This is a genomic window from Nesterenkonia muleiensis (assembly GCF_003600155.1).
GTDB classification, from domain to species: domain Bacteria; phylum Actinomycetota; class Actinomycetes; order Actinomycetales; family Micrococcaceae; genus Nesterenkonia; species Nesterenkonia muleiensis.
In genome coordinates, this window is sequence record NZ_QWLD01000046.1 from 87908 (window position 1) to 109492 (window position 21585).

21 protein-coding genes and 2 pseudogenes are annotated in these 21585 nt (G+C 64.6%); 4 read left to right on the forward strand and 19 right to left on the reverse strand.

Features of this window, described 5'->3' with window-relative positions; translation table 11 throughout:
* Nucleotides 1-12 precede the first annotated feature (12 nt).
* From DVO78_RS14050 to DVO78_RS14060, 3 genes are read right to left on the reverse strand one after another with little or no spacing between them, the layout of a single operon-like run.
* On the reverse strand, nucleotides 13-1233 hold the full coding sequence (locus DVO78_RS14050) for an NAD(P)/FAD-dependent oxidoreductase (protein ID WP_120005623.1): 1221 nt from the start codon (nucleotides 1231-1233) through the stop codon (nucleotides 13-15).
* Between the two features lie 45 nt (nucleotides 1234-1278).
* A complete protein-coding gene (locus tag DVO78_RS14055; protein WP_120005626.1) occupies nucleotides 1279-1620 on the reverse strand; it encodes a non-heme iron oxygenase ferredoxin subunit in 342 nt (113 codons plus the stop codon).
* A 45-nt stretch (nucleotides 1621-1665) separates the two neighbouring features.
* Complete coding sequence (locus tag DVO78_RS14060) at nucleotides 1666-3042, reverse strand: aromatic ring-hydroxylating dioxygenase subunit alpha (RefSeq protein ID WP_120005627.1); 1377 nt, start codon at nucleotides 3040-3042, stop codon at nucleotides 1666-1668.
* A gap of 307 nt (nucleotides 3043-3349) precedes the next feature.
* Between DVO78_RS14060 and DVO78_RS14065 the strand changes: the two genes are divergently transcribed.
* A complete protein-coding gene (locus DVO78_RS14065) occupies nucleotides 3350-3808 on the forward strand; it encodes a PaaI family thioesterase (protein WP_157984051.1) in 459 nt (152 codons plus the stop codon).
* An 18-nt stretch (nucleotides 3809-3826) separates the two neighbouring features.
* Entirely contained in the window at nucleotides 3827-5521 is a 1695-nt protein-coding gene (mhpA, locus tag DVO78_RS14070) for a bifunctional 3-(3-hydroxy-phenyl)propionate/3-hydroxycinnamic acid hydroxylase MhpA (protein ID WP_120005631.1), read from the forward strand.
* 58 nt (nucleotides 5522-5579) lie between these two features.
* Here the strand turns inward: mhpA and DVO78_RS14075 are convergent, their stop codons facing one another.
* The 13 genes and pseudogenes from DVO78_RS14075 to DVO78_RS14130 form a co-directional block, all read right to left on the reverse strand.
* Nucleotides 5580-6446 (reverse strand): alpha/beta fold hydrolase, encoded by an 867-nt coding sequence (locus tag DVO78_RS14075; protein ID WP_120005633.1) that lies wholly within the window; start codon nucleotides 6444-6446, stop codon nucleotides 5580-5582.
* Between the two features lie 133 nt (nucleotides 6447-6579).
* Nucleotides 6580-6852 (reverse strand): hypothetical protein, encoded by a 273-nt coding sequence (locus tag DVO78_RS14080; protein WP_157984052.1) that lies wholly within the window; start codon nucleotides 6850-6852, stop codon nucleotides 6580-6582.
* Between the two features lie 44 nt (nucleotides 6853-6896).
* A complete protein-coding gene (locus DVO78_RS14085) occupies nucleotides 6897-7841 on the reverse strand; it encodes a DUF4097 family beta strand repeat-containing protein (protein ID WP_157984053.1) in 945 nt (314 codons plus the stop codon).
* Between the two features lie 36 nt (nucleotides 7842-7877).
* The gene (locus DVO78_RS14090; protein ID WP_120005640.1) at nucleotides 7878-8378 is read right to left on the reverse strand and encodes a hypothetical protein; all 501 of its coding nucleotides are present in this window, start codon (nucleotides 8376-8378) and stop codon (nucleotides 7878-7880) included.
* 47 nt (nucleotides 8379-8425) lie between these two features.
* Complete coding sequence (gene panC / locus DVO78_RS14095) at nucleotides 8426-9415, reverse strand: pantoate--beta-alanine ligase (protein ID WP_238385319.1); 990 nt, start codon at nucleotides 9413-9415, stop codon at nucleotides 8426-8428.
* Nucleotides 9416-9542: 127 nt separating this feature from the next.
* A complete protein-coding gene (locus DVO78_RS14100; protein WP_120005644.1) occupies nucleotides 9543-10463 on the reverse strand; it encodes a Rossmann-like and DUF2520 domain-containing protein in 921 nt (306 codons plus the stop codon).
* On the reverse strand, nucleotides 10447-12231 hold the full coding sequence (locus DVO78_RS14105; RefSeq protein WP_120005646.1) for a PH domain-containing protein: 1785 nt from the start codon (nucleotides 12229-12231) through the stop codon (nucleotides 10447-10449). The genes DVO78_RS14100 and DVO78_RS14105 overlap by 17 nt, the downstream gene beginning before the upstream one ends.
* Nucleotides 12231-12743 (reverse strand): PH domain-containing protein, encoded by a 513-nt coding sequence (locus DVO78_RS14110; protein ID WP_120005694.1) that lies wholly within the window; start codon nucleotides 12741-12743, stop codon nucleotides 12231-12233. Before DVO78_RS14110 ends, DVO78_RS14105 begins: the two co-directional genes overlap by 1 nt.
* A complete protein-coding gene (locus DVO78_RS14115) occupies nucleotides 12733-13272 on the reverse strand; it encodes a DUF3180 domain-containing protein (protein ID WP_120005648.1) in 540 nt (179 codons plus the stop codon). Before DVO78_RS14115 ends, DVO78_RS14110 begins: the two co-directional genes overlap by 11 nt.
* A gap of 5 nt (nucleotides 13273-13277) precedes the next feature.
* A complete protein-coding gene (gene folK / locus DVO78_RS18445) occupies nucleotides 13278-13751 on the reverse strand; it encodes a 2-amino-4-hydroxy-6-hydroxymethyldihydropteridine diphosphokinase (RefSeq protein WP_420799097.1) in 474 nt (157 codons plus the stop codon).
* 291 nt (nucleotides 13752-14042) lie between these two features.
* Nucleotides 14043-14396: pseudogene (gene folB / locus DVO78_RS18450) on the reverse strand (dihydroneopterin aldolase); the annotation flags it as partial.
* Nucleotides 14397-14654: 258 nt separating this feature from the next.
* Entirely contained in the window at nucleotides 14655-15377 is a 723-nt protein-coding gene (locus DVO78_RS14125; RefSeq protein WP_120005652.1) for an ABC transporter ATP-binding protein, read from the reverse strand.
* A 54-nt stretch (nucleotides 15378-15431) separates the two neighbouring features.
* Nucleotides 15432-16073 (reverse strand): GntR family transcriptional regulator, encoded by a 642-nt coding sequence (locus DVO78_RS14130; RefSeq protein ID WP_120005654.1) that lies wholly within the window; start codon nucleotides 16071-16073, stop codon nucleotides 15432-15434.
* 113 nt (nucleotides 16074-16186) lie between these two features.
* On the opposite strand from DVO78_RS14130, the gene DVO78_RS14135 reads away from it, so the two are divergent.
* On the forward strand, nucleotides 16187-17191 hold the full coding sequence (locus tag DVO78_RS14135) for a 1-aminocyclopropane-1-carboxylate deaminase (RefSeq protein ID WP_120005656.1): 1005 nt from the start codon (nucleotides 16187-16189) through the stop codon (nucleotides 17189-17191).
* Here the strand turns inward: DVO78_RS14135 and DVO78_RS14140 are convergent.
* The 3 genes from DVO78_RS14140 to ftsH all read right to left on the reverse strand — a co-directional run bounded on the left by DVO78_RS14140 (nucleotide 17188) and on the right by ftsH (nucleotide 20914).
* Entirely contained in the window at nucleotides 17188-18177 is a 990-nt protein-coding gene (locus DVO78_RS14140) for a dihydropteroate synthase (protein WP_120005658.1), read from the reverse strand. The two genes, DVO78_RS14135 and DVO78_RS14140, sit on opposite strands and share 4 nt — an antisense overlap.
* 7 nt (nucleotides 18178-18184) lie before the next feature.
* Nucleotides 18185-18772 carry a GTP cyclohydrolase I FolE gene (folE, locus tag DVO78_RS14145; RefSeq protein WP_120005660.1) on the reverse strand — a complete coding sequence of 196 codons (588 nt, stop codon included), beginning with the start codon at nucleotides 18770-18772 and terminating at the stop codon, nucleotides 18185-18187.
* 111 nt (nucleotides 18773-18883) lie between these two features.
* On the reverse strand, nucleotides 18884-20914 hold the full coding sequence (gene ftsH / locus DVO78_RS14150; protein ID WP_120005662.1) for an ATP-dependent zinc metalloprotease FtsH: 2031 nt from the start codon (nucleotides 20912-20914) through the stop codon (nucleotides 18884-18886).
* Nucleotides 20915-21338: 424 nt separating this feature from the next.
* On the opposite strand from ftsH, the pseudogene DVO78_RS18065 reads away from it, so the two are divergent.
* Nucleotides 21339-21585: pseudogene (locus DVO78_RS18065) on the forward strand (hypothetical protein); the annotation flags it as partial.

Consider the following 21585-nt stretch of genomic DNA (forward strand, 5'->3'; position numbering starts at 1 on the left):
CCTGGACTGGCCTCAGCCGCGCTGCCTGGCCAGCTTCTTCAGCGGAACTTCTGGGTCCTCGAGCTGTTCGACGGTCATGGGGATGCGGCGGTCGATGATGCGGCGGGCGGCACGGACGCTGTATGAATCGTCGATCACCGCACAGCCCAGCAGCAGGCCCTCTTCGGAGACTCGGAGGGCAACGCTCGGCTTTCCCTCCACCTGACGAAGGACGGTCTTGCCTTCGGCGGACATGGATCCGACGCCTTCGACGTGAACGCCGTAACGGTCAGACCAGAACCATGGAGCACCATGCTGTGGTGCCTCCACCTCCTGGATCACGGAGGCAACGGTCATGCCGGTGTTCATGGCATGCTCCCAATGCTCGGCCCGCCGCTGATATGTCCCGTCCTCATTGCGGGTCCGGGAACAGTCTCCGATCGCGAAGACACGCCGATGACTGGTGCGTTGGGCGTGGTCCACCAGGATTCCGTTGTCCACCAGCAAACCGGCCCGTTCGGCGAGGCCGGTTTCGGGGATGATCCCGATGCCGACCAGGACCACGTCGGCTTCAATGCTCTGCCCGTCCTGCAGTCGAATGCGGTGGACCGATCCCTCAGCCTCGATCTGCGCGGAAACGCCTGTCACCGCCCGGACCCCGTGCTTGGCGTGCATGTCATGGAGGTGTCGCGCGATCTCGGGTCCGACGGCCGGTTCCAGGGGCGGGTCCAGCGGGTCGATGAGAGTGACCTCGGCGCCGAGGGACTTCAACGAGGACGCGACTTCAGCGCCGATGAGTCCTGCACCGATAATGGCTACCCGGGTTCCCGCCTCGATTCGGCTGCGCAGAATGTCGGCGTCTTCCCGGGTGCGCAGGGTGAGCACACTGTCAAGATCACCTCCGGGCACCGGAAGTCTCCGCGCCGCCCCGCCTGTGGCGAGAACAATGGCATCTGCTGTGCGCTGCTCACCGGAGTCGGTGGTGACGGTCCCGGATTCTGGATCCAGATCGGTCACCTCGGCAACCAGAACCTCGACGGCGTTGTCCTGATACCAGGACTCCGGGGCGAGCAGAATCTTCTCCTGGTCGTAGGTTCCCAGCAGGTACTGCTTACTCAGCGGTGGCCGGTCATAGGGCAGCCCCTGCGGGTCGATGATGGTCAGTTCGCCGGCGAACCCTCTGGTACGCAGCTCCCGTGCTGCGGTGAAACCCGCGAGGCCGCCTCCGATGATGATGACTCTCTGCGCTGGCATCTTCTCTCCTGGTGTCTGTCTCTGCTGAGGCTGTTCAGTGCCGGTTCAGCCTGCTGCGCCCATGCCGGGATAGAGCAGCACCTGGTCATCGACGACTTCGACCTTGTGCGTACGGGCGGCGATAGTTGCCGGCATGCACAGCGCCTCACCGGAGAGCAGGCAGAATTTTGCCGAGTGAACCGGGCATTCGACCTCGGTTCCCTCAACCCAGCCGTCACCCAGTGAAGCGGTTTCATGGGTGCAGTTGTCATCGAGGGCGTAGAAGTTTCCGTCCTCTGCGTGGAAGACCGCGATGGCCTCCCCGGTTCCGGTCTGCTCGGCCTCGACGACCTGGGCTTCGCCCTCCTCAATGTCATCGATGCTGCCGACGGTGATCGGTTCACTCATGGTGGTTCCTCTTCTCAGGTGCTTGCGCGGCCGCGGGGTAGCGAATCACTGGTCGGACTCGGCCTGGTCCTCAGCAGTCTTGTGCTGAGTCTCGTGCCAGGCCGGGGTGTTCATCTGGGTGGCCCAATGGCGGTAGAAGGACCGTCCAGCGGCGTCGGAGTACAGCTCAGAGGTGGTGCCGGGGTAGACCCCGTCCTCACGTTCGCTGCCGACACCCATCTGGAAGTTCAACGGGACGGAGTTGGTGACGAATCCGTGGGAGATCGCCTGCACCTCGGACCAGTTCTCACCGTCATCGGCTTCGAAGATGCCGGAGGGCCCGAAGGTCCTGAGGTTGTAGAGCCGCTGGGCGTCCTTGACCTCCTGAGGCATGGACTTATCCACCAGAATCCATGCCCAGACCTCCATCTTGTCCGGACCCTTCGGGTGCCAGACACGGATGGACCCGTTGACAGGAAGGTAGGAGAAGCTTGGAAAGACTGTCGCGTGCCCGGTGGTCAGCGGGCCCTCGACCCGCTCATCGCCAAGACGTTCCCGCAGCGCATCGTAGTCGTAGTATTCGTGCACCGGCGCGGCATCGAAGCGGGACTTCGGGTGGGTGGGGAAGCCTGCGCCATGGCCCTTGGGGCTGAGGTACTGGCGGCCAGGGGTGGCCACGACCTCTGGTTTGGGCCCCTTGCCGGTGGGGGAGAGAACCATCAGGGCCGAGGCATGGGACATATTGACGTGGTACCAGTCGGTGGCGAACTGCTCGGCAGCGAGCTTCCAGTTCCCCTCCAGCTGCCATTTCATCACTCCGCCGACCACCTCGGTGCCTTCTGGATCACGGTCCAGCATGGCGTCCATGTAGTAGCGCATATCCCCCAAGGTCTCCTCCAGGGGTTCGGCGTCCGGGTCCCAGCTGCCGAAGATCAGGCCTTTGTAGACCGCCAGGCTGGGAACCTCGATCAGTCCCCAGTTCTCCTTCTGGAAATCCTCTGGATAGGCGTCCTGATTCGGGACCGACTGCAGTGCGCCGGCTAGGTCGAATGACCATCCGTGGTAGGTGCAGGTGAACATCTTGGTGCGCCCTTCATCGGCTCGGCAGAGGCGGACGCCCCGGTGCCGGCAGGAGTTCAGATAGGCGCGGATGTTTTTCTGTTTGTCCATGGCGACCAGGACTGGATCCTCACCCATGAATGTGGTGAAGAAGTCACCGGGCTTCTGGAACTGACTGGTATGGGCCAGAAAGAGCCAGTTGCGGGCGAAGATTCGCCGCATCTCCTGACCGTAGATTTCTTCATTGGTATAGATGGAACGGTCGATCAGCCCTTTGTCCGCATCCACCAGGGTGGAGACATCGATGTTGCGGCTGAGTGGGGGACGGCGCATGGTGCCAATCGCCTGGTTGGCAGGTGAGGTATTCGAGCTGTCGGAGCTCATGTGGACCATTCCTTACTCACGAGGGTGCAGATCTTGTGGCCAAACGGGTCTGGACTTTGACCTACATCACACCTCAGAGTCCTGCAAACCACCGAATTGGTGTTCCAAACCACAAAATGGCACCTTCTGTCAAGGCGCGGCGACAATCTGGTGTCAGCGTGAAAAGTGTTCCGGTCTTCGGCACTGTCAATCTCAGCCCCCGGTGGAGACACCGTAAGGTCTGTGGCGGAGCTTACACTCACCAGCGAACCCTGCGGTGCCTCCGCAGCATCCTGCCGGGGCTGCGCGATCGACGAAGGGACTTTCAGTGGCCGTACCGACAACTCTTGAGGAGTTCACCGACTTCTTCGAGAAGTTCACCGAGAAGCGGGGATTCGACGATATCGCGGCGACCCTGGGGCTGGAGCCCGCAGCGGCTGATGGCGAGACGATCAGCATGACCATGCCGCTGAGCGACCCGATCGCTCAGGCCAATGGCATGTTCTCCGCGGCTGCGCTCTTCGGCGCCGCCGACATCACCGGAACCCTCTTGGCCATGCAGGCCTATGCCGGCTCCGGTCAGTTCCCGCTGGCGGTTCAGTCGAACATCAACTTCATGTCCAACACCACGGCATCGCCCGCCGTCGCCACCGCCAGCATCCTCCGGGGCGGCAGCACCATGGCAGTAGTCTCCGCGTCCGTAGCCGATGCAGAGGGCAAAGCCCTCGTGCATTCAACGTTCACCTATGTCATCAAAGAACGCTCCCTGGGCAGCCAGCGGGGCTGAGCGCAGGTGAGTGTTGCCATGTCAGAGAAGAGCATTGATGCTGAGGTTCTGATTGTCGGAGCCGGTCCCGCCGGGCTCATGCTGGCCAATATGCTTGGCATGTACGGCCGCAGCGTCATCGTCTTGGAAGAACGAGACGAGCTGATCGACTTTCCACGAGGGGTGGGAATCGATGACGAGTCACTGCGGACCATCCAGACCATCGGGCTCACCGAGGAGGTTCTGCCCCATACAACGCCGCAGCACATTATGCGGCTGGTCGACGGCTCTGGCCGGACCATGTTGGTCAATGACCCGAAGACCACGGTCTTCGGCTGGGGACGCAAGCACGGATTCATCCAGCCCGAGGTCGATCGCGTGCTGTGCAAAGGCCTCGACCGGTTCGATACGGTGGACATCCGGTTCGGGCACCGCGTCACAGAGGTCACCGAAGACGCCGATGGTGTGGTCGCCACCGTTGAGACCACAGCAGATGCCGTGGCGGGAAAGCCCTCGACCCGCTCAGTGCGCGGCCAATACCTGGTCGGCTGTGAAGGCGGGCGGTCGGAGACCAGGAAACGCATAGGTGTCGAATTCACCGGTGATTCTCCCCCCACCCGGTGGCTGGTGGTCGATGTGAACAACGATCCTCTGGGCACACCCAATGTCTTTCTCGGTGCGGACCCCCGCCGCCCCTATGTCTCCATCGGCCTGCCGCACGGGGTGAGGCGTTGGGAGTTCATGCTCCACAAGGACGAGGACGCCGAGCAGATGCTGGCCCCGGACACAGTGGCCTCCTTGCTGAGAGACCATGTGCCGGACCCGGAGAACCTCGATGTCATCAGGCATCGGGTGTTCACCCACCACGGCCGGGTCGCCTCGAGTTTCCGCAGAGGCCGGCAGCTGATCGCCGGTGATGCTGCGCACCTGATGCCGGTGTGGATGGGACAGGGGTGGAACTCCTGCCTCCGTGACGCCACGAATCTGGGATGGAAGCTTGCCGCGGTGCTCTCCGGGCAGGCCGGCGATAAGCTGCTGGACACCTACACCAGTGAGCGCCGAGATCACGCCCAGGCCATGGTGGACCTGTCGATGACCTTCGGTTCGGTCATCAAGATCACCAATCCGGTGGCTGCTGCCGCTCGTGATGCCGCAGCCCGAGTCCTCAACTACCTGCCCTCAGTCAAGAGCTACTTCGCAGAGATGCGGTTCAAGCCCATGCCCAGGTACCACCAGGGGGTGCTCGCCGATGCCGCCGATTTCAGCTCGGGGCGGGCCGCGGAGAGTATCCGGCGTTCGCTGATCCCGGTGAAGACCTCACAAGTCCTTGTCTCCCCGGTGGGCACGATGTTTCCACAGCCTGATGTGATGTTCGGCGACCAGCTGCGCAAATTTGACGATGTGCTCGGCACCGACTGGGCAGTGGTGGTGTGGGGCAACGATCCGGCCCAGGTTCTTCCCGAACGCTCGCTCAGACTGCTGCGGCACCTTGAGGCGCGCCTGGTCACCGTCGTTCCGGAGACCCAACGGCTGTGGTCTCAGCATTCGATGAGCCCCGACACGTTGGTGCTCGGGGACAGCACTGGCTCATTGAAGACCTGGTTCGACGACAGACCGTCTCCGGTGGTCTTCCTGCGTCCTGATCGTTTTGTCGCCGGGGCCAGCCTGATCCAGGAGGCGCCGAAGACCCTCGATGCGATTCTGAAGGCGATGAGCTTCCAGGGCGCCGCCTAGCGGATCGCACCACGGCCTGTCCGCTGCGGGAATACCTTGCTGGCAGCCAACCTGCGCCTCACCCTTGGTCGACTCCATGTGCTCGGAGATAGTCGGCGATCAGTCGGTTGAAGTCTTCGGCACGCTCCACCTGCGACCAATGTCCGCACTGGCTGAAGATATGCGCATCGGCGTGCGGAACCACGTTGAGCAGATCCCAGGTGCGGGACACCGGAATGACTTTGTCCTGGACCCCATGAATCAGCAGCACGGGAATGTCCAGAGCGGCCAGTTTCTCAAAGTCCAGAGGCAGCTCAGTGCGGTCACGGTCCCGGGCTGCGACGACGTCTTTGAGCCGGTCCGAGGCCGTGTCGTTCAGCGCTGAGGCGTGGCGCAGCCTCACCAGCTCATCGGTGACCAGGGACTTGTCCACCACAAAGAGCTCCAAGGTGTCCCGGACGCCTTCTTCGGTGAGCGTCGGATTGGCATGCCCCTTGAGCGCGCCGGTCAGCTTGGCACCGCCGGTGCCCATGGACACGATGCCCAGCAGTCGTTCCGGGTAGTCAATGGCGAATTGAAAGGCCAGCCAGCCTCCCAATGAGTTGCCCACAATCCAGGTCTTCTCGATGCCGAGAGCGTCGAGCACCCGGACCGCGTGACGAACCCACTCCTTGATGCCGTACTCGGTCCCCTCAGCAGTGATGGACTGACCATAGCCGATGGAGTCGATGGCAATGCACCGCCCGGTCTTGGACAGCTCCGACAGATTGAGCCACCAGTTGGCCGCTGCGGTGACTCCTGTGCCGGAGCCGTGGAGGAACAGAACAGGTGTTCCTTCACCGAGCTCGTGGTAGTGGGTCAGCTCGCCGGGCGCGGTCTCGACCCATTGGTCCTCAAGGCCGAAGAACGAATCAGTGGTGTAGTCCGGAACAGTCGTGGTGGACATATGTGGTCTCCTGAGCGATCGGCGGCGAAGGGCACAGCTGTTCTGCTGGCTCTCAATGGTGCCAGGCTAAAAGAGGACGGCGCTGCCGTTCTTGTCACTGTGCCGAAGACTGGAACGGTGCACAAGAGGCAGATCAGAACTGCCGGGGCATCAGGAGCCGCTGATTGATCGCAGCCTCACGCCCGAGTTCGGCCTCATGCGCCCGGCCACTGCGCCGGCGGACCGCCTCAAGGGGCTCCGCCGCAGACCCCTGCCTGCGTGCGGAGGCTTCTGCCCATGCGGCCAGCGCGGCCGATACTGTCAGGGCCGCGCGCTGAAGATGACTCCGCCGCAAGGGTGCGGGGTCTGAGGCCGGAAGCTGCTGAGCTGTTTTGAGGCGCGCTGAACCAAGGGACATATCACTCATGACGCGACTTTCTGTGTGAGGGCGAGCGTTGTGGGACGGTGGCGTCAGCTGGCGCGGTGCACCGCGATATCGCCGCTGACGGTGCGGGCGCGCAGCTCAAGGCGCTGCTCGGCCTCGCCGGGGCCGTCTGCCTCGTCCAGTGCGGAGCTGAGGCCGCCGGAGACGGTGGAGCAGTCCTTGAGCACCGCTGTGCCCAGGGGTATCCCCACGCTGATGTCTCCTGAGGCTGCGGTGGCTGCTACCACTCCGGAGACTGCCCGCTGAACAGTGACATCGCCAGAACCGGTCTTGGAGCTGAACTGCCCGCTGAGCTCCCCCACCTCGATGTCACCGGAGCCTGCCAGTGCCGAAGCGCTGGCGACTCTCCCGAGGCGGATATCACCGGAACCGGTCTTGAGCTCCAGGTGGTGGTCTGCGGCACCGACGCGGAGAGTGCCTGACCCGGCTGTGAGATGGGCTTCACCCAGAGTGCTGGCGGTGATGTCCCCGGAGCCTGCGGTGGCCTCGAGCTTCTGAGCGCGCTCAACGGTGATGGTTCCGGATCCGGCCTTGGCGTAGATCTCGCGGGCTTGCTCCACAGAGATCCGGCCGGACCCGCATTTGGCCAGCACACTGTCCATCCGGCCGACGGCGGTGATGCCGCCGGACCCGGCCTGAGCCCTGATGCTGGAACCCTCCGGAACCTGGACGTCGATGTGATACCGATGGGAGGTGAAGTTTCCGATCTGGATCGGCCCGAACTTCAGTCCGCCGCCTTGGGTTTCGGGGACTTCGATCCGCAGGGTTCCGGCTGAGTGTTCGACGATCACCTCCTGCGGATCCGAGTTGACGTGGACGCCCTTGGCCAGGGCAACCTCCACGGTAATCTGGTCCACCGTGCCGGCGGTGACGCTGAGGGTGCTGGAGCGCAGGTGGGCGTCCAGATGCAGAGGCCCTCCCACGTCAAAGGTGTGGAGAACGGCAGTTTCGTTGGCCCTGGTAGCAGCCATGGAACTCATTCCTGTCAGTGTTGGGATATGGAGGGATCAGCGCGCCCAGCCGGACATCCGCCTGCCGGTGCGCCTGGATGTGGGTGATGGCGGTCCGGCCAGCGCCTGATGCGCTGCCTGGACGAGCCAGGTGTTGGTGGATCTGCCCTCAGCGGCTGAGGCCTTCTCGATCTCGGCCTTCAGCGATTCGGGCAGGCGCAGGGTCAGCCGCGCGGTGTTTCCCTCCTCGCCGGACCCTGGGGGCACCGGTGGAGAGGGCGGCGCAGGCGCCTCTGGCGCCGGTTCGGAGGAGACCTCCGCCTGGTGGACCACCACCGCAGGCTCACCGCCGCGGATATGCACTTCCACCACCGCGCCCTCAAGCTCGGCAGTGATCTCCTCGGCGAGGTCGGAGGCGAACCGGGTCAGCGCCAGACGGGCTTCGGGCTCCAGTGCCTCGCCGATCAGCTCAGCGGTGCGCTGGACTTCTTCGGGAGCCAGGCGGGTGGCCTTCGCGAGCCCCTGCTGCAGGGCTGTGACATATTCGTCGAACTGCATGACATCACTATAGCGCCATAATGATGTCATGTGAAGTCATAGTGGTGTCATAGTGGTGCCGCTGCGTTGAGATCCATCGTGTCGATGAGACGGACAGGACCTACTCGGGCTGCGATCAGGACAAGTCCATCAGGAGCATCATGGCGGACAGCATCCAGCATTCCGCGCGGCGCCTCGCCGCTGCCACGGCACGACGACGCCCCCAGCACCCCCTGCCCGGTCAGCGCCCCCCGGCCAGGAACCAGCTCATGGAGGCTCAGCGGATCGACGACCACCAGGTAGTCCAGTTCAACCCCATCAGCTGCCTCGAGCTGTGTGCGCAGTCCCTCAACATCCAGCGGCTGGCCAGACTCGGCACGGGCTGCCAGGGTGAACAGAGTCTGTGACAGGTGCAGTGCGGCGTCGTAATCCGCTGCAGACAGCCGCAGGTTGCGGCTGGAGAGTGCGAGCCCGTTCTCATCGCGGACCACCGGCACCGAACGGATTCCCACCGGCAAATGCAGGTCAGCAACCATCCGGCGTATCACCGCCAGCTGCTCAGCGTCCTTCTCCCCGAACCAGGCCTCGAATCGCGCAGGCGCAGGGGGTTGGATGATCGTGAACAGCTTGGTGACCACCGTGGCCACGCCGTCGAAATGCCCCGGGCGGGACCGGCCTTCCCACCTGCGGCCGAGCTCGCCGGCGCTGACCCGGACCAGAGGCCCGAACGGATAGTCTGGATAGATCTCCTCAATCTCAGGGGCGAAGACCAGGTCGACCCTGTGCCGAGCCAAGTCCGCGATATCCTGCTCCAGCTGACGGGGATAGTGCTGATAGTCGGCGGCGTCGTCGAACTGCAGCGGATTCACGAAGACGCTGGCCACCAGCACATCGGCGCTGGTCCGAGCTGCCTTCAGCAGCGCCGCGTGCCCTGAGTGCAGCGCTCCCATGGTGGGGACCAGTGCGACCACCGGCTGGGCCAGTCCGGTCTCCGCCACAGCCTGAGCCACTGCGGCGCGGAGCTCGCGGACAGTCTTCAACACATGAGGTGTGCTCACCCGAACAGTGTAGTCTCGCGCTATCGCGCTCAAACCCTCAATCGCCTCGGAAGTATCGCCGCAAGCGGCACATTTCACTCGGCTCAATCGGGTCTCCGGCGGCGGTGGGAGGACCGGGCGGGCGCTGCTACTCGGCGAGCAGGTCGAGGAGTTCGGCAGCCTTGGCCTCAGAGAGGCGGCCCAGCGCCAGCGCCCGCTGCACAGCCGATTGTGCCATGACCGCATAGGCGCTGCGAGCGTCCGCGGGCAGAGCCGAATCCGCCAGCACCCGCAGATGATGCCGGACAGTGCCGGCGTCGCCGCGGGCCACCGGACCGGTCAGCGCCCCGGCGCCGGAGGCCAGCGCATTATCCAGTGAGGCCTGCATCAGCGGGCCCAGCACCCGCGAAGGATCATCGACTCCCAGGCGTTCCAGCACCTCGGCCGACTGCGCGGTGAGGACATTGAGGTGGTTGGAGGCATGCGCCAACGCCGCATGGTAGGCGCCTCGGTGCTCCTCCTCCACCACCACCGGCTCTCCACCCATCTCCACGGCGAGCGCCTGCGCCACCGGAAGAACCTCCTGGTCAGCGGTCACTGCGAAGGAGCAGGCGTTGATCCGCTGAAGATCCAGGCTCATCCCGGTGAAGGTCATGGCCGGATGTATTGCCACACCGATCGCACCGGCCCGTTCAGCAGGGTCCAGCACCGAGGTGCCGTAACGCCCGGAGGTATGCATCACCAATTGGCCGGGCTGGAAGTGCCCGGCTTCCGCGGTGCCGGCGACCACCTCGGAGAGTGCGTCATCCGGCACCGCCAGCAGCACCAGCTCCGCACGCCGGAGGATCTCCGGAATCTGGAGCACAGGCACTCCGGGAAGCAGGCTTTCGGCACGGTCCTGGGAGCCTGCGGAGACCGCATGCACCCCGACCACCTGATGTCCGGCGCTGCGCAGCGCCGCGCCCAGCACCGCCCCGACTTTTCCTGCTGAGATGACGCCCACCCCGAGCCGACCATCCCGCGCCGAGGGAGGGAGCTCGGCGGCGTAGGGATCAATCGGCTGGTTCACGAACCGTGGCCTCTCCGACCATCTTCTCGAACTCGCGCAGCTCCTCCGGCATCATCCACTGATTGCGGTCGGTCATCCTGCGTGCCACTGCGGCGTAGCCGGACTCCTGCTCGAACAGGCCGGTGATCTGCTCCAGGTCCTGATTCTTGGCCCGCACGGTGATGGGCCCGGCCGGTATGTGGATGTTCAGCGTGGCGGTCCTGGCAGACCGAGCAACTGGCCCTTGATGCAGCGCAGCGGACTGAATTCGCTCATGCGGGACCATGATCAGTTTGCGGTTGAGCCGCCCGTCGCGGATCATCAGCGCACTGGGGGTGGCGAAGAACCCGCGGCGGCGGCGCACCAAAGGGTCGAAGGCTTTGGCCCGGGCCGGGACTTCGCTGAATCCGAGTTGGGTCCCCCGGCCGCGAAGGCCCTCGGTGAACATCTGCTCGGGATTGTCGATCCTCAGGTCTGGGAACATCTCAGCGGCCAGTCGCATGACATCCTCGACCTTCCCCACCGGCAGCAGCGTGGAGCGCGAATCCAGACCGTAACCGGCCACGGTGACGACCACCTTGTACCAGCCGAAGGGCCGCCACAGCAGCCCCTGCTGAATCTGGATGGCCTGCACTCGCCCCGGCGGCACAGTCTGCGTATTGGTGGTGGTCAGCCCGTATTTCAGCCGCAGACCCGCACTGGTCATGGTGGCCGTAAAGTTCCACCCGCCCGAAAGCTGTCCCCAGTAGGCGACGATGCCGCCGATGATCAGGGGGATGAAGAAGGGAAGTTCGATATTCCATACCGCCTCGGCCAACGACCTGTCGGTGAAAAACGCAACTCCGAGGGCAATGCCGCCAGTCACGACCAATAGTGCCAGGGCCAGCAGAATAACCAGAATGGACACCATCCCCGCCAGCATGGAACCGATGAGCCGGCCGATAGGGACCCGGGCGATCACACGATCCGCCACATCTTCCTGCGCCGGCACGCCGGCAGGTACGACGATTCCCCCGGAAGCCTCCGCACCGATCGCTTCGCCCGCATACACCCCGGGGGTGCTAACCGAGGCGGTCTGCGGCGAGGTGCCAGGGGCGGCGTCGTACTGTTGAGTGCCCTCGGGATGGTGCGGCTGCTCCGGCGAGCGACCGGCCGCGCGGTTCATGATGTCACTGCGCAGCTGCTCGGCCTCATGCTTGCGAAGAAAGGCCAGGGTAGCTGCGGTGCCGTCGCCCTCAGCCACCTCGAACCGCAGCTCGGCCAGTTTGGCGAACCGGGCCAGCAGCGGCTGCCTGAGATCGACTGCCTGGACGCGGTCGATACGGGCCTGCCGGTGCTGGCGGAAGAGGATTCCGGACTTCACCATCACATGCTCGTCTGTCACCTGATAGCGGGTGAACCACCAAGAGAGGGTGAAGCCCACAAAGATGAGCACGGCCAGTCCCAGGAAAACTCCGCCGCCGATGAGGTAAGGGGTGGGGTTGGCCTGAAGGTTCTCCACCAGTTCACCGGAGCGCCAGGCGTTCCAGAGATCAGACCAGAACTCCCAGTTGTAGGTGAAGAAGGCTGCAGGAATAGCCACAATGGTCACCCAACCGCGCACCAAGGGGCTCAGCGGGTGAACTTTGGTCCAGGACTCGTCGAACCACGCCTCGCCGGTGCTCGGCTGATCAGCGCCGCCGGCCGCCTGGTGCGGTCCAAGAGCGTGCCCGGAGGCAGTCTCCGAGGAAGGAGAGCGCACATGCGCTTCATCACCCGGCTCCATCGGGCTGTGGGAACGCTCAGTCATCACAGACCTGCCAGACGCGCCTGCCCACGGGCGGAGAGCTCATCGCGCAGCCGAGCGCCCTCCGAGCGGACCGCCCCGGGGATCGACGCGTCAGTGGCTGCCGAAGCAGTCTTCAGCTGGACCGTGCAGAGCCCGAACTTCCGCATCAGCGGACCGGCCTCGATATCGACGTACTGCAGCCGCCCGTACGGCACGGCCACCACCTGCTGCCAGAGCAGCCCTTTACGGATGAGCAGGTCATCGCTGCGCTCGTGGTACCCGATGGCACGCACTCGCCGGGGGATCAGGACGATGTCCGCCACGGCCCAGACCAGCGCGCCGGTGATGACCAGAATCTGCAGCCAAAGTGGGAACTCCATCCAGACCCCGGTCCAGCTCAGCACCAGCGGCACGCCGATCACCGCGAAGGTGACCAGCCAACCGAGGATCCCGGTGATGAGTTTGACGCTGATGTACTTCTCATCTACCCGCGTCCATTCAACCCCTGCCGGGTCAATGGCCTCAGAGTGCAGCATGCGGCTCCGTTCCGTCGTCGTCGAATCGTGTCTCGCCCAGCCCGTCACCACGGTCTGGCGGAATCCTGCAGAGCGTCTCCACCACAAAGCCGATGATGACCCAGAGCAGACCTCCGATCACCACCACCAGTGCCGCAGTGACATTGGGGGTACCGACCCCTGCCGCCGGAGCGAGGTCGATCAGCACACCAGCATGCCACCCGGTGATCAGCGCACCCGCGTAGGCGCAGGCCTGACCAGCGGCGACCACCCGGACCGCCTGCAGGGGATGCAGCCTCCGGGCGGGGCGGGACCCACCGGTGCTCTCCTGGCGCCGGGTCCGGTCAGCAGCGTCTTCGATCCGCCGCTGGTCCCGCCAGACCACCAGGCCCAATCCCAGCACAATAAGACCCACCGCGGCCAATGTGATCACCGAGGACAGCGGCAGCACCGGAGAGGTGTAGCCCAGAGCGGCCATCACTACTGTACCGAGATATCCGGCAAGGGCAGCACCGGAAACGATGATCAGCAGCCACAGCGGACGCATCTGTGTCACTGATCAAGCCTCACCACGTCGTCGTAGTCCTGAGCCTCCCGTGCCAGTTCCCGCACCGGGCGCCCGCCCAGCAGCGCCACCGGGTCCATCCAGCTCCAGGGCAGCAACACGAAGGCACGGTCTGCGGCCGAGGGGTGCGGCACCTGCAGCCGCGGGGAGTCGATAGTGGCCGAGGCATAGGTCACGATGTCCACGTCCAGGGTCCGCGGACCGTTGCGCTGGGACCGGACGCGTTTGTGGTCAACCTCGATCTGCTGCGCGAGGTCCAGCAGCTCATGCGGCGAAAGCCTGGTCTCGATCTCCACCACCTGGTTGAGGTAGTCACGCTGATCAACCGGCCCGCCCACCGGCTTGGTCCGCGCCAGCGGGGAGGCATTGACTACGACGACGCCCTCAGCCGCCTCCAGTGCCTGGACAGCTGAGGCCAGCGCAGACCTGGAATCCCCCAAATTTGAGCCCAGGGCCAGCACACTGCGGACCGGGAATGCGGCGGAGAGATCAGGATCACGGTAGTGGTCTGCGGCCGCGTCGTCGTGCCCCAGCTCAGCCAAAGAGGTGCGGCCGTAATAGCCCAGGCTCGCGGTGGGGGTGGAGACGGTGACCTCATGCTCAGCACCGGGCGGCGAGGCCGCTGAGACCGCTGAGGCGGGGTCATCGTCGACCAGTTCACCGTCATAGACTCCGGAGACCTCCGGGCGCGGCTGCGGCAGCCCAGCCCTTCCGGTCACCTCAGCACTGCCGGTGACCTCGGCACGGCTGCGGTGGACGGTCACCGAGACATCCTCGAAGGTCTGCGCGAGAGGGGCCTGGGGTTTGTGCACCGTCACCGCAGCGGCCTCGATGCGGGAGTCGGATCTGATGATGGCCTGGACAAGGGTGACGGCCAGAGTTTCGATGAGGTGGAAACTGCGGCTGGTCACGATGCTCTCGATGAGGTCTGCGACATCGGCGTAGGAGACAGTGTGGGCCAGGCTGTCACTGTCACCAGCAGCGTTGAGGTCCAGGCGCAGCTCGGCGTCGACTGCCAGCGGCTGGTCAACGGCCTTCTCCTGGTCAAGCACACCGATGCGCGCCGAGAGCTGCAGTCCGCTCAGCCGAATCACGTCGTAGCCCATGTCTCCAGGCTACGCCACTGTGCTGGTGTCGCGCCTACGGCGCTCCAACCCTCAATCGCCTCGGGAATGCCTGCGCAAGCGCAGCATCCCGCTCAGCTCAATCGGGCTCCCGGCGGCGGGGAAACCCCGCCTGCCTCTCGGCGAGCTTGCGCTCGCCATCACGCCTGAAGTCGGCCCGGCCGCTTCACTTGGGCCTCACCCATCACCCTCAATCGGGCTCCCGGCGGCGGGGAAAACCCCGCGCGCCTCTCAGCTGCCTCAGACCAGGCGGGTCACCGTATGCGAGGAGCTGATGACCTCTGGGTCGTGGCTAGCCACCAGAACTGCCGCACCTGATCTGGCAGCGGTGTGCATGGCGTCGATGACGGTATTAGCGGTGGTGCGGTCCAGACTGGCGGTCGGCTCATCCAGAGCGATCGCCGTGGGCTGCAGCAGCAGACCCCGGACAATGGCCAAGCGCTGCCGCTCACCCCCCGAAAGGCTGCGGGCCTTCTGACGCCGGGCCGAGGCAAGTCCGAAGAGCTCCAGCAGCTCATTGGCCCGCTCTGTGATCTCCTTGGTGATGCCTTGGGGCATGGCGGGGATGAGCACATTGTCCAGCACAGTCAGCTCTTCGATCACCGTGGCTCCCTGGTCCACATAGCCCATATGCTTGCGCCGCGCTTCAGCCAGCCGTTTGTGGTTGAGACCCGCAATGGGCTTCTCCGCCCAGGTGACCGAACCCGCCGTGGGCGCCTGTGTGGCAGTGGCCACCCGCAGCAGAGAGGTCTTTCCCGAGCCGGAACGGCCAGCCAGGCAGTGCACCCTGCCCTGGGGAATGGTGAGGCTGAAGTCCTTCACGATCACCCGCTCTGCTCCGTCAGCCTCGGTGTACCTGATGGTCACCTCATGCAGTTCCACAGCGGGCGGCCCGGTCGGAGCCTCTACCGTGGAGGAATCCGATGGGGCGTGACGTCCGCGGCGCTTGAGGAGTCCTTTCATGCCTGTCTACCCTACACAGTGGAGACTTCGCAGAGGGCTTCACCCGCCCCTGACTCAGGCTTCCAGGGCCAACCAGTTCTCACGGGTGAGATCAGCGCACAGGTCGGCGTCGCCCTGAGCTGCCGCATCGATGATCTGCTCATGATGTGCCACAGACGCGCGGGCCCGGGCAGAATCAAAGTGCAGATACTCTGCACGCCGGAGCACAGGCATCACCTGCTCCAACTGCGCGGTGAGCGTGGAGTTTCCACTCACATGGGCGAAAACCTCGTGGAAGGCGTCATCGGCTTCCACGCACTGCTCAGGGTCTTGGACATCGAGTCCTTGACGGAGGCTATCGTTGGCTGCCCTGAGCCGCTGCAGATCCGCGGGCTCCAACCGGGGCGCGGCCAACCGAGATGCCAGGGCATGCAACTCCGCGGCAACCACGCGCGTCTGCTCCACCGCGGTCTCATCATGAGGGGTGACCACGGTCGACCGCCCAGGAACCGCGGTGACCAGTCCGGTGCGCTCCAAACGCAGGAGAGCTTCCCTGATGGGAGTGCGGGAGACCGCCAACCATTCTTGAAGCTGGGTGTCCACCAGCTTCTCCCCCGGTCTGAGCTGGCCTCGAACGATGGCATCGCGAATGGCGCGGTAGACGTCGTCGCGCAGCAGCGTCCGGCGCCGCACGGGGCTTGTTGTTGGGACCGGCATGCCAAGAATCCTATGTCAGCTATTGACGAGAGAGACTTTCTGATATGCAATATATTGCATGTTGGACCTGTTCCCAGCCATCTGTCCTGCCTTCGACCCGAGGAGAACCAACCATGGCCTTATCCGATTTTGAACGCTATCCCCTGACCTTCGGACCCAGCCCGGTTCACCGGCTGGACAGGCTAACCGCGCATCTGGGCGGGGCGACGATCTGGGCGAAACGGGAAGATGTCAGCTCAGGACTGGCCTTCGGCGGAAACAAGACCCGCAAGCTGGAGTACATCGTTCCGGACATTCTCGCCTGCGGCGCCGACACCTTGGTGAGCATCGGCGGCTACCAGTCCAACCACACCCGACAAGTGGCTGCGGTGGCCGCCAAACTGGGCCTGAGAGCACGTCTGGTGCAGGAGAAGTGGGTGGACTGGCCCGATGCGGTCAACGACAAAGTGGGCAATATCCTGCTCTCCCGGCTGATGGGTGCCGAGGTGACTCTGCACCCCGCCGGATTCGACATCGGCATCCGGTCCAGCTGGCAGGAGGCCATCAGCGAGGTGGAGGATGCCGGAGGGGTTCCCTATGCCATTCCGGCCGGCGCCTCCGAGCACAAGTACGGCGGACTCGGCTTCGCCAACTGGGCCTATGAGGTCCAGCAGCAGGAGGAGGAGCTCGGCGTCTTCTTCGACACGATCGTGGTCTGCACCGTCACGGGATCGACCCACGCCGGGATGGTCGCCGGATTCGCCGGCCAGGACCAGCCCCGCCAAGTGCTGGGCATCGATGCATCGGCCACCATCGAGAAAACCCGCGAGCAGGTCGCCCGGATTGCCCGGAACACCGCGGAGCTGATCAGCCTGGGCCGAGACCTGCGCGATGATGAGATCACCGTGCTTGAAGGCTGGGCGGGGGATCTCTATGGAGTTCCGGTGGAATCGACTGTCGAGGCCATGCGGACCAGTGCCCAGCTGGAAGGGATGATCATCGATCCGGTCTACGAGGGCAAGTCGATGGCCGGGCTGATAGACCTGGTCAGCTCAGGCCGGATCGGCAGGGAGTCGAACGTTCTCTACGCGCACCTGGGCGGCCAGCCAGCATTGAACGCCTACTCCGGAATCCTCTAAGCGAAGGGACCGAGGCCGCCCACTGCGCTCATCACCTGCAGGACGTCGGCGGTGGGCCTGGGGGCATGGACCCGGACTGCCCAACAGCCGGCCCGGGCGGCATAGAGGCTGAGTGCAGCAGTGGCGGTGTCGCCTTCACCAGAGGGTCGGAGGCCGGAGTCTGCCTCGGCTAACAGCCTGCCGAGGAATCCTTTGCGTGAGGCGCCGAAGAGCACCCGGTGACGCATCCCTCCCGCCTCAAGCGCGGTGAACCTGTGCAGGTTCCGGATCAACTCCCAGTTCTGCTGGTGGGTCTTGGCGAAACCGATGCCCGGGTCCAGGATGACACGCTCAGGAGCCACGCCGGCGTCCAGGTACCTCTGCCGGACTCCCAGGAGTTCGGACAGCACCACCACGACGACGCCGGGCGCATCTGCCAACCCATCAACTGCCAGGCCCTGGCGCTCCAAGCCGCTCAACAGAGCAGGTGAGGCGGTGCCGTCGTAATCAGTCTTCTCCTGCATGGTCTTGGAATCGCCGCGGTTATGCGTCACCACAATGCTGCAGCCGTACTCAGCGACCAGCGGCGGCATGGCCTCGTCGGTGAGCAGCCCGGAGACATCGTTGATGATCAGCCCGCAGGCGCGGTCTCCGGCTAACTGGAGTGCAGCGCGGGCCGTTGCCGGGTGCCGGGTATCGACCGACAGCCGCAACACATCCTCCTCAGGGGCAGCGGTCTCCCGGTCTGCGGCGAACCCCTGGACCAGCAGCGCCTCCAGGACGGGCAGAACACGCCGCTGCTCCTCATCCGGCTCGACTGGATCAGCGCCGGGACGGGTGGACTCGCCGCCCAGGTCGATGATGTGCGCGCCCTGGGACACCAACCGGCGGGCTTCAGAGACTGCCCGCTCCACATCCACTCCCGCGGCAGCCGACTCCGGGAGGAACCGCCCGCCGTCGGAGAAGCTGTCCGGGGTCAGATTGAGGATCCCCATCACCAATGTCATAGCGGCCTCAACTGTGCAGGATGAGGCTCATCGCCTCTGAACGGGTAGCGGCGTTGCGCAGTGCTCCGCGGACCGCGGAGGTGACGGTCTTCGCCCCAGGCTTAGAGGCCCCCCGCATGGACATGCACAGGTGTTCGGCCTCCATCACCACAATCACCCCTTGGGGCTGCAGATGCTTCATCAGCGCATCGGCCACCTGGGTGGTCAGCTGCTCCTGGATCTGCGGACGCTTGGCGAAGATGTCCACCAGCCGGGCAAGCTTGGACAGCCCGGTGACTTTGCCCTCCTCGGCCGGAATGTAGCCGACATGCGCGTTTCCGTAGAAAGGCACCAGATGGTGCTCACACATGGAGTAGAAAGGGACATCGCGGACCAGGACCAGCTCCTGGTGGCCGATGTCGAAGGTGGTGCCCAGCAGCTCGGCCGGATCCTGGTGCAGACCTTTGAAGGCTTCGGCATAGGCGCTGGCCACCCGGGACGGGGTCTCCCGCAGCCCCTCACGGTCCGGGTCCTCCCCCACCGCCAGCAGAATCTCGCGCACCGCCGCTTCAATGCGAGGAAGATCGACGACGCCGTCGCTCGCCTCAGTCACCATGCCCTCCTTGTTCAACCGCCGTCCACCCCCGCCGACTGGCCGCGTGCGCCGCTAATTGTGCCAGGTTCATCGCGAATTACGGGTCTACGCGGCCAGTCGATATCTGAGGGGTCAATCATTGGCGTCCTGGCCGCCAGAAGGAGTGGTCTCCCCCGGCTCGGTCCCAATGAACTCAGGCTCTGTCGCTGCCTCGACACCGTTGGTGGAGGCAGCCTCACCGTCGGCGGCCTCCTCCGCCACGACCGTACCCTCCATCACGATAGGCCGGGCGGGGCTGGACTCCCAGACCTCGCGCTTGGGCCGCTTGGTCACATCCTTGAAGATCTCGGCGACCTCCTTGGCGTTGAGCGTCTCGACCCGCAGCAGCTCCTCAGCCAGGGTGTCGAGGATGTGCCGATTCTCGTTGAGCGCCCAGTAGGCCTCATCGTGGGCCTCGTCGATGATGGCGCGCACCTCGGAGTCGATGATCGCGGCGAGCTCCTCGGAGTAGTCCTTCCCGGTGGTCATCTCCTTGCCCAAGAACGGGTTGGAGTCCCCGGTCCCGAGCTTGACCGAGCCGACCTTGGAGCTCATCCCGTATTCGGTGACCATCCGGCGCGCGGTGTCGGTGGCTTTCTGGATGTCGTTGGCCGCACCGGTGGACGGGTCGTGGAAGACGATCTCCTCGGCGACCCGGCCCCCCATGGCATAGGCGATGGTGTCCAGCAGCTCGTTGCGGGTAGTGGAGTACTTGTCGTCCTCGGGGATCACCATGGTGTAGCCCAGTGCCCGGCCGCGCGGCAGGATGGTGATCTTGGTGACCGGAGCCGAGTAGTTCAGCGCAGCAGCCACCAGGGCATGGCCGCCTTCGTGGTAGGCGGTGACCCGGCGCTCGTGGTCCTTCATCAGCCGGGTGCGCTTCTGCGGTCCGGCCATCACCCGGTCGATGGCCTCGTCGATGGCCCGGTCGTCGATCAGGTCGGCGTTGGAGCGGGCGGTGAGCAGCGCGGCCTCGTTGAGCACATTGGCCAGATCGGCCCCGGTGAATCCGGGCGTCTTGCGGGCCACCTGCCCCAGATCCAGATCGGAGACCATGGGCTTGCCCTTGGCGTGGACATTCAGGATCTCTTTGCGGCCGTTGAAGTCGGGCGGCTCGACCGGGATCTGTCGGTCGAACCGTCCTGGGCGCAGCAGAGCGGGGTCGAGCACATCGGGCCGGTTGGTCGCTGCGATGACGATGATGTTGGCGTTGGCGTCGAAGCCGTCCATCTCCACCAGCAGCTGATTCAGGGTCTGCTCGCGCTCGTCGTTGCCGCCGCCCACACCGGCACCGCGCTGACGCCCGACGGCGTCGATCTCGTCGACGAAGATGATCGCCGGGGAGTTCTCCTTGGCCTGTTTGAACAGGTCCCGGACCCGGGAGGCGCCCACGCCGACGAACATCTCGACGAAGTCCGAGCCGGAGATCGAGTAGAAGGATCCTCCTGCCTCACCGGCCACCGCTTTGGCCAGCAGGGTCTTGCCGGTGCCGGGCGGGCCGTAGAGCAGCACACCTTTGGGGATCTTCGCCCCCAGCCGCTGGAACTTCTCCGGCTCGGAGAGGAACTCCTTGATCTCGTGGAGCTCCTCAACGGCTTCCTCGGCTCCGGCGACGTCGGTGAAGTTCACCTGCGGCATGTCCTTGTCGAACATCTTGGCCTTGGACTTGCCGAACTGCATGACCCGGGACCCGCCGCCGGACATTCGCATGATCAGCCAGATGAAGATGGCGGCGATGATCAGAAACGGGATCATGAACCCGAGCATCGACAGCAGCCAATTCGACTGCTCCGGCTCGTCGGTGTACCCCTCCAGGTCGGCGGAGGCAATCGACTCCACCACGGTCTCTGCGCGGGCCTGGGAGAAGTGGAAGTGGACGGCGTCGTCGTACTCGGTGCCATCCAGCTCGAAGGACTCCGCCAAGGTCAGGTCCACCCGCGAATCGCCGTCGTCGATCCTGGCTTCGGTGACCTGCCCCTCGTCAAGGAGCTCCATGCCGATATTGGTGTCCACGCGCTGACCGGAGCCGGAGGTGCTGAACAGGGCAGGCACCGCCACAAGCAGGATCACCACTGCCAGAAGAATCCAGAACAGCGGGCCGGTGAAGATTTTCTTGAAGTTCATTAAGCTCCGTGAAAAGCGTGCGAGCAGAAAGTAAGGGATCAGCTCTACACGGTACTAGAGCACGACGACGCCCGCGAAGCCCAAGCGCCGGCGTTCGCCTCAGGCGGAGGGCTACCTAACAAGAACGAGGGCTCAGCACGGTCAGAAGAATCTGGCAGCTGTGCGTCGCTACCACTTCCCTAAGCCTGACCGCCTTGCGACTCAATGGTCGCGTGCGCCGAAGACCCTCGAATAGCTGAGTCGCATCGATGGAGCGACTTTACCTGTTAAGGATATCTGGCAGGAAAGCCACTCCATCTCAAATTAAAATCTCAGGAAACAGCTACAAAGTAATCTCTATCGACGTTCACCGCGAGATAATCTATGCCTGACCCCGATGAGAACAGTCGCTCCAATAGTGAGTAAGACAATGATCCCTGCCGCGATGAGTGGCATATTGGCTGCGGTTCCTGTAGCGGCGAGAGCTGATCCGAGAGATCCGCTTTCGCTAGCGGCCGGACTGTCTGCGGCTGGCGAAGCTTCAGCCGCTGGGGGAGTCTCCTCTGCCGGAGGAGGACTCTCCTCAACCGGCGGGGAGGACCCCTCTACCGGAGGAGTACTCTCCTCCTCAGCAGGCACCGACACCGAAGGAGACGGCTCCTCAACCGGCGGAGAGGACCCCTCTACCGGAG